This is a genomic window from Brachybacterium sp. NPDC056505, assembly GCF_042794925.1.
GTDB classification, from domain to species: Bacteria; Actinomycetota; Actinomycetes; order Actinomycetales; family Dermabacteraceae; genus Brachybacterium; species Brachybacterium kimchii.
The window spans coordinates 15,645-29,108 of sequence record NZ_JBHTSV010000009.1 but is presented as its reverse complement, the minus strand read 5'-3'; the positions used below and the strand labels follow the sequence as shown (position 1 = coordinate 29,108).

11 protein-coding genes and 1 tRNA gene are annotated in these 13,464 nt (G+C 71.2%); 10 read left to right on the top strand and 2 right to left on the bottom strand.

All coding sequences use genetic code 11. From position 1 onward, the window contains the following. Window positions 1–13: 13 nt before the first annotated feature. The gene (galK, locus tag ACFQ53_RS07770; protein WP_377857711.1) at window positions 14–1,222 is read left to right on the top strand and encodes a galactokinase; all 1,209 of its coding nucleotides are present in this window, start codon (window positions 14–16) and stop codon (window positions 1,220–1,222) included. Window positions 1,223–1,225: 3 nt separating this feature from the next. On the opposite strand, the gene ACFQ53_RS07765 is transcribed toward galK, so the two are convergent. Then, window positions 1,226–2,266: an adenosine deaminase gene (locus ACFQ53_RS07765; protein WP_377857708.1), complete on the bottom strand. Its 1,041-nt coding sequence runs from the start codon at window positions 2,264–2,266 to the stop codon at window positions 1,226–1,228. Then, a complete protein-coding gene (locus ACFQ53_RS07760) occupies window positions 2,263–3,435 on the bottom strand; it encodes a pyridoxal phosphate-dependent aminotransferase (RefSeq protein WP_377857844.1) in 1,173 nt (390 codons plus the stop codon). Before ACFQ53_RS07760 ends, ACFQ53_RS07765 begins: the two co-directional genes overlap by 4 nt. Window positions 3,436–3,783: 348 nt before the next feature. Between ACFQ53_RS07760 and ACFQ53_RS07755 the strand changes: the two genes are divergently transcribed. The 9 genes from ACFQ53_RS07755 (at window position 3,784) to rpoB (ending at window position 13,459) form a co-directional block, all read left to right on the top strand. Next, window positions 3,784–3,856: transfer RNA gene (locus ACFQ53_RS07755), tRNA-Trp, on the top strand. Window positions 3,857–3,921: 65 nt separating this feature from the next. Next, window positions 3,922–4,194, top strand: a complete 273-nt coding sequence (gene secE / locus ACFQ53_RS07750) for a preprotein translocase subunit SecE (RefSeq protein ID WP_377857705.1) — start codon at window positions 3,922–3,924, stop codon at window positions 4,192–4,194. A gap of 70 nt (window positions 4,195–4,264) precedes the next feature. Further along, window positions 4,265–5,182, top strand: a complete 918-nt coding sequence (gene nusG / locus ACFQ53_RS07745) for a transcription termination/antitermination protein NusG (protein WP_377857702.1) — start codon at window positions 4,265–4,267, stop codon at window positions 5,180–5,182. Between the two features lie 217 nt (window positions 5,183–5,399). Beyond that, window positions 5,400–5,831, top strand: coding sequence for a 50S ribosomal protein L11 (gene rplK, locus ACFQ53_RS07740; protein ID WP_152351763.1), 432 nt, complete (start codon window positions 5,400–5,402; stop codon window positions 5,829–5,831). Window positions 5,832–5,836: 5 nt separating this feature from the next. After that, a complete protein-coding gene (gene rplA, locus ACFQ53_RS07735; protein ID WP_377857698.1) occupies window positions 5,837–6,559 on the top strand; it encodes a 50S ribosomal protein L1 in 723 nt (240 codons plus the stop codon). A 512-nt stretch (window positions 6,560–7,071) separates the two neighbouring features. Next, window positions 7,072–7,587, top strand: a complete 516-nt coding sequence (rplJ, locus tag ACFQ53_RS07730; RefSeq protein WP_152351765.1) for a 50S ribosomal protein L10 — start codon at window positions 7,072–7,074, stop codon at window positions 7,585–7,587. Window positions 7,588–7,745: 158 nt separating this feature from the next. Next, complete coding sequence (gene rplL / locus ACFQ53_RS07725; protein ID WP_377857694.1) at window positions 7,746–8,132, top strand: 50S ribosomal protein L7/L12; 387 nt, start codon at window positions 7,746–7,748, stop codon at window positions 8,130–8,132. Window positions 8,133–8,276: 144 nt separating this feature from the next. After that, entirely contained in the window at window positions 8,277–9,443 is a 1,167-nt protein-coding gene (locus tag ACFQ53_RS07720) for a CorA family divalent cation transporter (protein ID WP_377857691.1), read from the top strand. Between the two features lie 527 nt (window positions 9,444–9,970). Further along, window positions 9,971–13,459 (top strand): DNA-directed RNA polymerase subunit beta, encoded by a 3,489-nt coding sequence (gene rpoB / locus ACFQ53_RS07715; protein ID WP_377857688.1) that lies wholly within the window; start codon window positions 9,971–9,973, stop codon window positions 13,457–13,459. The last annotated feature ends 5 nt before the right edge of the window (window positions 13,460–13,464 follow it).

The window sequence follows — 13,464 nt, the reverse complement described above, 5'->3', positions numbered from 1 at the left end:
GAACCGCACCCCCATGTCGAGCGACGCCGTCATCCTCGAGGCCCCCGATCGCGGCGAGACCGTGGACGCCACCGCCCGCGCCTTCGCCGAAGCCTTCGGATACGAGCCCGACGGCGTGTGGTCCGCCCCGGGCCGCGTGAACATCATCGGTGAGCACGTGGACTACCAGGACGGCCTGTGCCTGCCGATGGCGATCTCCCACCGCTGCTTCGTCGCCGCGGCCCGCACGCCCACGGATCTGGTGCGCGTGCGCTCCGCCCAGAGCGACGTCGTCTTCGAGGGGCAGGCCGGGGATCTCGCCCCGGGCGCCGTCGAGGGCTGGCCCGCCTACGTCACCGGCGTGCTGTGGGCCCTGCGCCCGTTCATCAGCGGCGCCGTCCAGCAGGGCGTGGACATCTACCTCGACGGCCATGTGCCGCTGGGATCCGGGCTCTCCTCGAGCGCGTCCGTCGAGTGCGCGAGCGCCGAGGCCCTCGAGTCGCTGCTGAGCCTGGGCACGACGCCCCTCGACCGCGTGCGCGCGTGCATCGCCGCGGAGAACGACTTCGTGGGCGCCTCGACCGGCGGCCTTGACCAGTCCGCCTCGGTGCTCGCCCGCGAGGGCCGCGCGCTGCTGCTGGACTGCCGCGACTTCTCGACCACCCCGGTGGCCTGGGACCTCGCCGGCCAGGGTCTCGCCCTGCTCATCACCGACACCCGCGCCGAGCACTCCCACGCCGGAGGGGAGTACGCCGACCGCCGCCGCGACAGCGAGCGCGCGGCGGAGATCCTGGGCGTGGAGACCCTGCGCGACATCGACCCGGCGGGTCTCGACGAGGCCCTCGGCCGGATCGACGACGAGGTGGTCCGCCGCCGCGCGCGCCACGTGATCACGGAGATCCAGCGCGTGCGGGACTTCGACGCGCTGCTCGAGCGCGGCAGCGTCCGCGAGGGCGTCGCGCAGCTGGGCGCCCTGCTGAACGCCTCCCACGACTCGCTGCGCGACGACTACGAGGTCACCGTCCCCGCGCTCGACGTCGCCGTGGACGCCGCCCGTGCGGCCGGAGCGCACGGCTCCCGCATGACCGGCGGCGGATTCGGCGGCTCGACGATCGCCCTGGTGGAGGCGGACTCCGCCCAGGACGTCGCCCAGGCGATCGCCGACGCCTTCGCCCGCGAGGGCCTCGGCTCCCCGGCGTTCTTCCTCGCCCTCCCGGAGGACGGCTCCGGCCAGGACCGCTGAGGCTCAGCCGCGGGAGGGAACCGTCGGTTCCGCGTCGAGCCACGCGGCGACCCCGGCGAGCAGGCGCTCGCGCGTCTCCGCGTCGGCCCGTGAGAGGCGGATCGAGTCGGCCGCGAGGCCCGCGAGCTCGGCGTCGGTGAAGCCCGCCTCGCGTGCGATCTCGTACTGCGCGAGCAGCCGCGAGCCGAACAGGAGCGGGTCGTCGGCGCCCAGCGCGATCCGTGCTCCCGCCTCCCGCAGACGCCGCAGGGGCACGTCCCCCGCGGAGGGGTACACCCCGAGTGCCGCGTTCGAGGCGGGGCACACCTCGAGCCCCACGCCCTGAGCGGCGAGGCGCTCGAGCAGGCGCGGGTCGTCGGCCGATCGCACCCCGTGGCCCAGCCGATCGGGATGCAGATGGTCGACGACCTCGCGGAGATGGTCGGGCCCCAGCAGCTCGCCGCCGTGCGGCACCGAGGCCAGCCCCGCCTCGCGGGCGATGCGGAAGGCCGGTGCGAACTCCGAGGTCGCGCCGCGGCGCTCGTCGTTCGAGAGGCCGAAGCCGACCACGCGATCGGCGTTGCGCGCGGCCAGCCGCGCGAGGGTCCGTGCGTCCAGCGGGTGGCGGGTGCGGGAGGCGGCGACCACGATCCCGATGCTCAGCCCCAGGGCGCGCTCGGTGCGCTCGGCCTCGTCGAGGACGATCTCGAGCGCGGGGGTGATCCCGCCGACGTGCCCCGCGTAGCCCGTGGGGTCGACCTGCAGCTCGAGCCGGCCGGAGCCCTCCGCGAGGTCGTCCTCGGCGGCCTCGCGCACGATCCGGCGCATCGCCTCCTCGCCGTCGACGACGTGGCGCGCGGCGTCGTACTGGCGCTGGAAGCGGAACCAGCCGCGACGCGTGGCGTCCACGTGCAGCGCCTCGTCGGCGTGCAGGATCCGCGGCAGGCGGATGCCGCGATCGGCGGCCATCGACACGAGCGTGTCCCGGCGCATCGACCCCGTGAAGTGCAGGTGCAGGTGCGCCTTGGGGAGGGTCCGGAGGTCGCGCCGGGCGGGCGTGCTCACTCGGCGAGCAGTACGGCCAGGCGCTCCATGCCCTCGGCGAGGTCCTCGTCGGCCAGGGCGTAGGAGAAGCGCAGGTGCCCGGGGGCGCCGAAGGCCTCGCCCGGGACGGCCGCGACCTCGGCGTGCTCGAGGACGACCTCGGCGAGCTGGGCGCTGGTCTCCACGTGCGTGCCGCGGATCGTGCGGCCCAGCACCGCTGTCACGTCCGGGAAGGCGTAGAAGGCGCCCTTCGGGGTGGGCACGCGGAATCCGTCGATGCTCGAGAGCGCCTCGACGATGGTGCGACGACGGCGGTCGAAGGCCTCGCGCATCCTCTCCACGTCGTCCATCGGCCCGGTGAGCGCGACGAGCGCCGCCCGCTGCGCGACGTTGTTGACGTTGCTGGTGAGGTGGGACTGCAGGTTCGATGCGCCCTTGACGATGTCCTTCGGGCCGATCATCCAGCCCACGCGCCAGCCGGTCATCGCGAAGGTCTTGGCGACGCCGTTGAGGAGCACCGTGGTCTCGGCGAGCTCGGGCACGGCGTCCAGGATCGAGACGAAGGGGACACCGTCGTAGGTGAGGTGCTGGTAGATCTCGTCGGAGATCACCCAGATCCCGTGCTCGAGCGCCCAGCGGCCGATCTCCTCGAGCTGCGCCCGGCTCATCACGGAGCCCGTCGGGTTCGACGGCGAGCACAGCAGGATCGCGCGGGTCGCGGGTGTGCGCGCGGCCTCGAGCTGCGCGAGCGTGGGCAGGTAGTCCTGGTCAGCGCCGGAGAGCACCTCGACCTCGCGGGCGCCGGCGAGGCGGATCGCCTCGGGGTAGGTGGTCCAGTAGGGGGCGGGCAGGATGACCTCGTCGCCCGGGTCCAGCAGGCTCGCGAAGGCCTCGTAGACGGCCTGCTTGCCGCCGTTGGTGACGAGCACCTGCGCGGGATCGACCTCGATGCCGTCGGTGCGCAGCGTCGCCTCGGCGATCGCCCGGCGCAGCTCGGGAAGGCCCGCGGCGGGGCTGTACCGGTGGTTGCGCGGGTCGGCGGCGGCGTCCTGGGCGGCGGCGACGACGTGCGCGGGGGTCGGGAAGTCCGGCTCGCCCGCGCCGAAGCCGATGACCGGTCGCCCGGCGGCCTTGAGCGCCTTCGCCTTCGCGTCCACCGCGAGGGTCGCGGACTCGGCGATCGCCCCGATGCGCGCGGAGAGGCGCCGCGCGGACGCTCCTGCTCCGGGGTCGCCGACGGTCGACGGCGAGGCGGTCTGGGAGGGCTGGGAGGCTGCGGAGGGCGTGTTCTCGTTCACCCTCCACATCCTGGCAGAGCGCAGGTGAACGTGCCAGATCACGCGCCGGCCCGGGCCCCGTCTGCCGCTCGCCCGGGCCCCGGCGTGCGCCCGCGCAGGTCCACGGTGTGATCCGGGACGCGGGGGATTCGCCCGTGCGCCGGGTCATGGGTATGCTGTTCGTCGGTCCTCAGGGTCCGGCGGACTCGCGCCGCCCGGAACCACCCCACCAGGGAGGACCTCGCAGGAGAGATCCTGCGAAGGGCAGTGGCGCAATTGGTAGCGCAGCGGTCTCCAAAACCGCAGGTTGCAGGTTCGAGTCCTGTCTGCCCTGCTCGTCCGATCGGACCAGACGTCCGGACGGACGCGGATGCACCCGACGAGATCGGACAGACCAGAGTGAGCTCCAGCCACACCTCCCCGGCGACTCCCCACGAGGGGCGTCGCAAGGACGACGGGTCCAGGAACCCGTTCGTGGCGATCGGCCTGTTCGTCCGCCAGGTCATCGCTGAGCTCAAGAAGGTCGTCATCCCGACGCGCAAGGAGCTCGCCGTGTACGCGGTGACCGTCCTCATGTTCGTCTTCGTGATGATCCTTCTGGTGTTCGGCCTCGATTTCGTCTTCGGCTGGCTGTCCCGGACCACCTTCGTGGTCCCCGACTCCGGGCTCTGAGTCCGCGCCGAGCGCGTGCGGGGCCGAAGCGCCCGACCCGATCCACAGCCGGTAGGAAAGCAGGTTCACGGTGGCGAACGACCAGTCCGACTCCTTCGAGGACACCTACGAGGGCGTCGACTCCTCTCTCGCGTTCTCCGCGTCCCCCGAGTCCGGCCGTCCCGATGACTCCGCGTCCCCCGAGGCCGCCGACGGCGAGGACGCCGCCGCAGCCGCCGAGGGCGAGCAGGGCAGCACGGACGACGCCAGCGCCGAGGGCGCTTCCGACGAGGCTCCGGCCGACGTGCCCGCGGACGGCGAGGCCCCCGCGGAGGAGGTCTCCTCCGACGACGACGCCCCTGAGGGCGCGGACGCCTCCGACGAGGGCCCGAGCGCCGAGGAGCAGATCGCCGCGCTCAAGCGCCAGCTGCGCTCGGCACTGGGCGAGTGGTACGTCGTCCACTCCTACTCCGGTCATGAGAACCGCGTGAAGACGCAGCTCACGACCCGCATCGAGACCCAGAACATGGAGGACTTCATCTTCCAGATCGAGGTCCCCATGGAGGATGCGACCGAGATCAAGAACGGCCAGAAGAAGGTCGTCCGCCGCGTGCGGGTCCCCGGGTACGTCCTGGTGCGCATGGACCTGACCGACGAGTCCTGGCGGGTCGTGCGCGACACCCCCGGTGTCACCGGGTTCGTGGGCAACGCGACCGACCCGACCCCGCTGACCTTCGACGAGATCTTCTCGCTGCTCGAGCCGAGCATCGGGCTGCCCGAGAAGAAGCGCGCCTCCTCCGCGGGCGGCTCCTCGCGCGCCGCCGCCGCGCAGAAGGTCCCCGCCTTCGCCGTCGGCGAGTCCGTGACCGTCATGGACGGTCCGTTCGAGACCATGCCCGCCACGATCTCCGAGATCGACGGCGAGCACCAGAAGCTCCAGGTCCTCGTGTCCATCTTCGGACGCGAGACCCCGGTGGAGCTGGCCTTCGACCAGGTCGCCAAGATCTGATCCGAGTCCGGCTCGGCGCCGCCCCTCGAGCCCCGCGCTCGAGTCACGCGCCAACGGCGTCCCGACCCGTCGGGATGCCATCGGCGTCCTGACCCGTCGGGACGCCGCAGGCACCCCGGTCCGCCGGGATGCCGCCGGCCCCCGGCCCGTCCGGGGAGCCGCAGGTGGGAGGAGCTTGATGAGCTCCGCCCGGACCACGACCACAGAAGGAAGAGCAATGGCTCCCAAGAAGAAGATCGCGAGCATCATCAAGCTCCAGATCCAGGCCGGCCAGGCCACCCCTGCGCCGCCCGTGGGTCCCGCGCTCGGCGCCGCCGGCGTGAACATGATGGAGTTCGTCAAGGCGTACAACGACCGGACGGCCGACCAGCGCGGCAACATCATCCCGGTCGAGATCACCGTGTACGAGGACCGCTCGTTCACGTTCGTGACCAAGACGCCGCCGGCCGCCGAGCTGATCAAGAAGGCCGCCGGTCTGCAGAAGGGCTCTGCGACCCCGCACACCGACAAGGTCGGCAAGATCTCGATGGACCAGGTCCGCGAGATCGCGGAGACGAAGATGCCGGACCTGAACGCGAACGACATCGACGCGGCCGCGAAGATCGTGGCCGGGACCGCTCGGTCCATGGGCATCACGGTGGAGGGCTGATCACGATGGCATTCAAGAGCAAGTCGTACAAGGACGCAGCGGCCAAGATCGACGAGGGCCGCTACTACTCGCCGCTGGACGCGATCCGTCTGGCGCAGAAGACCTCCCCGGCGAAGTTCGACGCTTCCGTCGAGGTCGCCATGCGCCTGGGCGTGGATCCGCGCCAGGCCGACCAGATGGTGCGCGGCACCGTCAACCTGCCCAACGGCACCGGCAAGACCGCCCGCGTGATCGTCTTCGCGACGGGTGCGCAGGCCGAGGCCGCTCTGGCGGCGGGCGCCGACGAGGTCGGCGACGACGACCTCGTCGAGAAGGTCGCCGGCGGCTGGACCGACTTCGACGCGGCCGTGGCCACGCCGAACCTCATGGGCAAGGTCGGAAAGCTGGGCCGCGTGCTCGGCCCGCGCGGCCTCATGCCGAACCCGAAGACCGGCACCGTCACGATGGACACCGCCAAGGCCGTGTCCGACATCAAGGGCGGCAAGATCGAGTTCCGCGTGGACCGTGCGGCGAACCTGCACTTCATCATCGGGAAGGTCTCCTTCTCCGATGCGCAGCTCACCGAGAACTACGTGGCAGCGCTCGAGGAGATCCTGCGACTGAAGCCGTCCTCCTCGAAGGGCCGCTACATCAGCAAGATCACCGTGTCCACCACCATGGGCCCGGGCGTCCCGGTCGACGTGAACCGCACGCGCAACCTCACCGAGGACACCGACGAGGCCGCCTGAGCCGAGTCGTCCCTCGACGCCGTTCCGCGTCGGGCGCCTGAGCCCGCGCGCAGGACGCGCACCGAAGCCCCCGCACCGATCCCTCGGTGCGGGGGCTTCTCCGTCGATGCGGGGCTTCCGCGCGGCGGGGCGGGACGGAGAGCGTCGCGGATGTGAGCGAGGTCGCCGCCATCCGGATGGCGCCGCCGCATGCGCCTCGGCTAGTCTGGACCTACCGAAGACCGCCGGTCGTCGTGCCCGCCACCGGGCTCGACCGAAGGAATCCCCACGGGGACGGCCTGCGCAGGTGAACCGAACGACCGCTGCACGGTCGCTCGCGCCCCGGGAGACCGGGTGCGGCAGCGGAGGATCTCGATCCTCCCGCACGCCGCGCAGAGCGAGCTGAGTGCGTCCGGGCCTCGACACCTGCGTGTCGAGGCCTTTTCCGTGTCCGCTGCAGATCGGTCCGCCCCCGTGCGGACCCGTCGGGCGGGCCCTTCAGCCGTCGGCCCGAGACCTCTGGAAGGAGGGCCATGGCGAAGCCCGAGAAGGTGGACGCCGTCGCCGAGCTCACGCAGCTGTTCCGTGAGTCCGACGCCGCCGTTCTCACCGAGTACCGCGGCCTCAGCGTCACGCAGCTCCAGCAGCTGCGCCGCTCGCTGGGTGCTGACACCACCTACGCCGTGGTGAAGAACACGCTCACGGAGATCGCCGCCCGCGAGGCCGGCATCGACGCGTTCGAGGGCAAGCTGGCCGGCCCCACCGCCATCGCCTTCATCAAGGGTGAGCCGGTCGCTCCGGCCAAGGCCCTGCGTGACTTCGCCAAGGGCAACGAGAATCTCGTCGTCAAGTCCGGTTTCTTCGAGGGCAAGGCCCTCTCGGAGGACGACGTGAAGACCCTCGCGGACCTCGAGTCCCGCGAGGTGCTGCTGGCCAAGGCAGCAGGCGCCTTCAAGGCGAACCTGTCCAAGGCCGCTGCCGTGTTCCAGGCGCCGCTGTCGAAGGCGGCGCGCACTGTGGACGCGCTGCGTGCGAAGCAGGAGGCCTGAGCCCCACGGCTCATGCCCTCGGCACCGCACACCTCAGCGCGTCGGCGCTGACCTCGACCTCCCGTCGGCCGCATCGGCGGAGGTCCGCTTGACCAGGCGCGAGAGCGCCGCCCCACGCACGGAGCCCCACGGCTCCTGAACAGGAAGGAACGCCCATCATGGCGAAGCTCAGCAACGACGAGCTCATCGAGGCTTTCAAGGAGATGTCCCTCATCGAGCTCTCCGAGTTCGTGAAGCAGTTCGAGGAGATCTTCGACGTCACCGCCGCAGCCCCCGTGGCCGTCGCCGCGGCCGGCGGCGCCGCCGGTGGCGAGGCCCCCGTCGAGGAGGAGAAGGACGAGTTCGACGTCGTCCTCGAGGGCGCCGGCTCCGCGAAGATCGCCGTCATCAAGGAGGTGCGCGCTCTGACCGGTCTCGGCCTGAAGGAGGCCAAGGACCTCGTCGACGGCGCCCCCAAGTCGGTTCTCGAGAAGGCGACCAAGGACGCCGCCGAGAAGGCCAAGGAGCAGCTCGAGGGCGCTGGCGCCTCCGTCACCGTCAAGTGATGACGGCGCCCGGGCGCCCGGAGCCGGAGACGGACTGAGTCCGGATCCGCGCTGCGGCGCCCACGGCGCACATCTGCTGGCAAGGGCCGTCCCGCTTCGGCGGGGCGGCCCTTGCGCATGCCCGGACGCGGGCAGGATGGGCCCATGACCACCGTGCGCTGCCTGTCACTGTCCGGCACGACCGACGACGGGTGGTCCCTGTCCGAGGTCGACGTCCCCCTCGCGGAGCTGCGCTCGCGCCTCTCCCGGACCGACGGCCCGACCCTCTGGCTCGACCTCGTGCAGGACGACGGCCCAGTCGACGGAGCCGGCATCGCCGACGGGGCCGGACCCGTCGGCGGGGGAGCGGCGTCCGAGGTCGCCGAGGCGCTCGGCCTGCGCAGGACCGAGATCGAGGGCATCCTCGGACGGCACGCGCGCGCCAAGGCCGTGCACCACGCGGATCATCTCGCCTTCATCGTGTATGCGCCGGTCCCCGTCGGCGAGGCCGTCCGCGCCGCGCTCGGAGGGGACCCGGAGGCGCCCGAGGAGGAGGCGCCCCAGCCGCGGCGCGGGGAGGACCAGTTCCGCGCGACGCGGATCGCCGGCTTCGTGCATCCGGGGGGAGTGGTCACCGTCCGGTCCGACGACGCCTTCGACCTCTCCGCCGTGCGCGAGGCCTGGGCCGAGGACGAGGGGGCGCCGCTGGGAGCCTCGGGCCTCGCCCATCTCGTGCTCGACGACGTGGTCGACGCGCAGTTCTGGGCTGCGCAGTGGATGGACGACCGCCTGGACGACCTCGAGGACGACGTCTTCGAGGCGGCGGGCAGGAGTGCGGGCATCGAGACCGTCGCCGCGGCGCTGCGGGGCGAGCTGACGCGCCTGCGACGCTGGATCCAGCCGATGGCCTCGGTGATAGATCGCCTGCGGCCCGAGACGTCCGAGGGCCGGGGGAGCACGGCCGCCGCGCCCGGCCCCGAGCGGACCCCGCCGCCCGCTCACCCGGGGGCCCTCGAGCTGCGCTCGCTCCACGCGGAGCTCGCGGACCACGCCGCGCGCACCGAGGAATGGCTCGACTCGCAGCACGAGACCCTCACCTCCGTCGTCCAGACCCATCTCGCGCTCCAGGACCAGCGCCTGAACGTCGTGATGCGCAAGCTCGCCGGCTGGGCCGCGGTGGTGTCGATCCCGACGCTGGTCACGGGATGGTTCGGGATCAACGTCCCCTACCCGGGCTTCGGATCGCCGGTGGGGCTCGCGATCGCCGCCGTGCTCGTGCTGGTGCCCACGCTCGCGGTCGGCGTCCTCATGCGCCGCGCCCGCTGGATCTGAGCGCCCCGAGCCCTCGTGGCCCCGCCGCACGGCCGCTCGGTCGGACGCGGCGCCGTCGTACGACGGGGCCGACGCACCTGTGCATCCTGCGCGCCTGCTTGACTCGCGGGCGAGCACGGCGCATTCTGTTCCCTGATCGAGAGCTGTTCCTGTCGACTGCTCCCGTCGGCGATACCGCACCGATGGTGCGACGTGAGAGGCCGGGCCCGGTGCCCGCCCCGCCGCTGGGGCCCGACGCCGCGAGGCGCCGGGTGACGAGAACCAGACAGGAGGCTCCGCCCTCCGCGCCAGGCATATGGCGGCCGACGCGGATGGACCCTCCGCGCTCGCGGTGTTGCGTCCATCCGTGATCTTCTGTATGCTCTCTCTTTGCGCTGTGTCGTCTTCGATCGTCAGCCCGCCGAACCCCCCGGAGCCCTTGCGGGCACCGCTGGGTCCATGCGAGGCGCAGAGCCGCTGACCCTCTGCTCGACCTGGGAGGACGCCGCCGCGCGGTCCACTGTCACCGGCCTGTGGAAGGACCACCCTTGGCTGCCTCGAGCACCGATCGAACCCCTGACATCGCCCTGCGCACGGCGTCGCCGCGCGTCACCTTCGCCAAGCTCGGCGATCCGCTCCAGGTCCCCGACCTGCTGAGCCTCCAGACCACCTCCTTCGACTGGCTGCTCGGCAACGAGCTCTGGCAGGAGCGCGCCGCCGAGGCGGCGTCCGCGGGACGCGAGGACGTCCCGCAGACCTCCGGTCTGGCCGACATCTTCGAGGAGATCTCCCCGATCGAGGACTTCGCCGGCAACATGGCGCTGTCCTTCCGCGACCACACCTTCGACGACCCGAAGTACACGGTCGAGGAGTGCAAGGAGAAGGACCTCACCTACTCCGCTCCGCTGTACGTGATCGCCGAGTTCATGAACAACGAGACCGGCGAGATCAAGACCCAGACGGTCTTCATGGGCGACTTCCCGCTCATGACCGACAAGGGCACCTTCATCATCAACGGCACCGAGCGCGTGGTCGTCTCGCAGCTCGTGCGCTCGCCCGGCGTCTACTTCGACGAGAGCGTCGACAAGACCAGCGACAAGCACATCTTCAGCGCGAAGATGATCCCGTCGCGCGGCGCCTGGCTCGAGTTCGAGGTCGACAAGCGCGATCAGGTCGGCGTGCGCATCGACCGCAAGCGCAAGCAGTCCGTCACCACGCTGCTGCAGGCGCTCGGCATGTCCCAGAGCGAGATCCTCGACGAGTTCGGCGAGTTCGAGTCCATGCGCTCGACCCTCGAGAAGGACCGCACGACCTCGCAGGACGAGGCCCTGCTGGACATCTACCGCAAGCAGCGCCCGGGCGAGCCGCCCACGCGCGATGCCGGCGAGGCGATGCTCAACAACCTCTACTTCAACGACAAGCGCTACGACCTCGCGAAGGTCGGCCGCTACAAGATCGGCAAGAAGCTCGGCGTCGAGGGCCCCCTCTCGCAGTCCACGCTGACCCTCGAGGACATCGTCGCGACCATCAAGTACCTGGTGGCCCTGCACGACGGCCTCGGCGAGACCACGAGCGCCGACGGCAAGACCCTCCGGGTCGAGACCGACGACATCGACCACTTCGGCAACCGTCGCATCCGCGCGGTGGGCGAGCTGATCCAGAACCAGGTCCGCACGGGCCTGTCGCGCATGGAGCGCGTCGTGCGCGAGCGCATGACGACGCAGGACGTCGAGGCGATCACCCCGCTGACCCTGATCAACATCCGCCCGGTGACGGCGGCGATCAAGGAGTTCTTCGGGACCTCGCAGCTCTCGCAGTTCATGGACCAGAACAACCCGCTGTCGGGCCTGACCCACAAGCGCCGCCTCTCGGCGCTGGGCCCGGGCGGCCTCTCGCGCGACCGCGCGGGCATGGAGGTCCGCGACGTCCACCCGAGCCACTACGGCCGCATGTGCCCGATCGAGACCCCTGAGGGCCCGAACATCGGCCTCATCGGCTCGCTCGCGACCTTCGCGCGCATCAACCCGTTCGGCTTCGTCGAGACCCCGTACCGCAAGGTCACCAACGGCGAGGTCACCGACGAGATCGTCTACCTCACGGCCGACGACGAGGACCGTCACGTCATCGCGCAGGCCAACGCCCCGCTGAACGAGGACGGCACCTTCGTCGAGGAGACCGTGCTCTCGCGCCTCACCGGCGGCGAGCCCGAGCTGGTCCCCGCCGACGAGGTGGACTACATGGACGTCTCGGCCCGCCAGATGGTGTCGGTCGCGACCGCCATGATCCCGTTCCTCGAGCACGACGACGCCAACCGCGCCCTCATGGGCTCGAACATGCAGCGCCAGGCCGTGCCGCTCATGCGCACCGAGATGCCGCTGGTCGGCACCGGCATGGAGCGTCGCGCCGCGGTCGACGCGGGCGATGTGATCGTCGCCGAGAAGCCCGGTGTGATCGAGGACCTCTCGGCCGACCTGATCTCGGTGATGGCCGACGACGGCACCCGTCAGACCTACCCGATCGGCAAGTTCGACCGCTCCAACGCGGGCAACTGCTACAACCACCGCGTGCTGTGGAACGAGGGCGACCGCGTCGAGACCGGATCGGTCCTGGCCGACGGCCCGTCGACCGAGGAGGGCGAGCTCGCGCTCGGCAAGAACCTCCTGGTCGCGTTCATGTCGTGGGAGGGCCACAACTACGAGGACGGCATCATCCTGTCCTCGCGCATGGTCCAGGACGACGTCCTCACCTCGATCCACATCGAGGAGCACGAGGTCGACGCCCGTGACACCAAGCTCGGCCGCGAGGAGATCACCCGCGACATCCCCAACGTCGGCGACGACGTCCTGGCGGACCTCGACGAGCGCGGCATCATCCGCATCGGCGCCGAGGTCGAGGCCGGCGACATCCTGGTCGGTAAGGTCACCCCGAAGGGCGAGACCGAGCTGACCCCCGAGGAGCGCCTGCTGCGCGCGATCTTCGGCGAGAAGGCCCGCGAGGTGCGCGACACCTCGCTGCGGGTCCCCCACGGCGAGTCCGGCACCGTCATCGGCGTCCGGGTGTTCACCGAGGAGGACGAGTCCGAGATCCTCCCCACCGGCGTCAACGAGATGGTCCGCGTCTACGTGGCCCAGAAGCGCAAGATCACCGACGGCGACAAGCTCTCGGGCCGCCACGGCAACAAGGGCGTCATCGCCAAGATCCTGCCCGTGGAGGACATGCCCTTCCTCGAGGACGGCACCCCGGTCGACATCATCCTCAACCCGATGGGCGTGCCCGGTCGCATGAACATCGGCCAGGTGATGGAGGTCCACCTGGGCTGGGTCGCGAAGAACGGCTGGTCCCTGGACCCGAAGTCCGACGCCGCCAAGGACCTGCCCGACGCGGCGCTGACCGGCGAGCCGGGAACCCCCGTCGCCGTGCCGGTGTTCGACGGACTCTCGGGCACCGAGCTCGAGGGCCTGATCGCGAACCACACCCCGAACCGGGACGGCGAGCGGATGGTCAAGGAGGACGGCAAGGCGCAGCTGTACGACGGCCGCTCCGGCGAGCCGTTCCCCAAGCCGATCTCCGTGGGCTACATGTACATCCTGAAGCTCCACCACCTGGTCGACGACAAGCTGCACGCCCGCTCGACCGGCCCCTACTCGATGATCACGCAGCAGCCGCTGGGCGGTAAGGCCCAGTTCGGCGGCCAGCGCTTCGGCGAGATGGAGGTCTGGGCGATGGAGGCGTACGGCGCCGCCTACGCCCTCCAGGAGCTGCTGACCATCAAGTCGGACGACATCCCCGGCCGTGTGAAGGTCTACGAGTCCATCGTCAAGGGCGAGAACGTCCCCGAGCCGGGCATCCCGGAGTCCTTCCGCGTGCTCCTCAAGGAGATGCAGTCCCTGTGCCTGAACGTGGAGGTGCTGTCCAGCGACGGCACCGCCCAGGAGGTGCAGGAGAACGACGAGGAGGTGTTCCGGGCCGCGGAGGAGCTCGGCATCGACCTGTCCCGCCGTCCCCACGAGGGCGTCGGCTCCATCGAAGAGGTCTGAGGCCC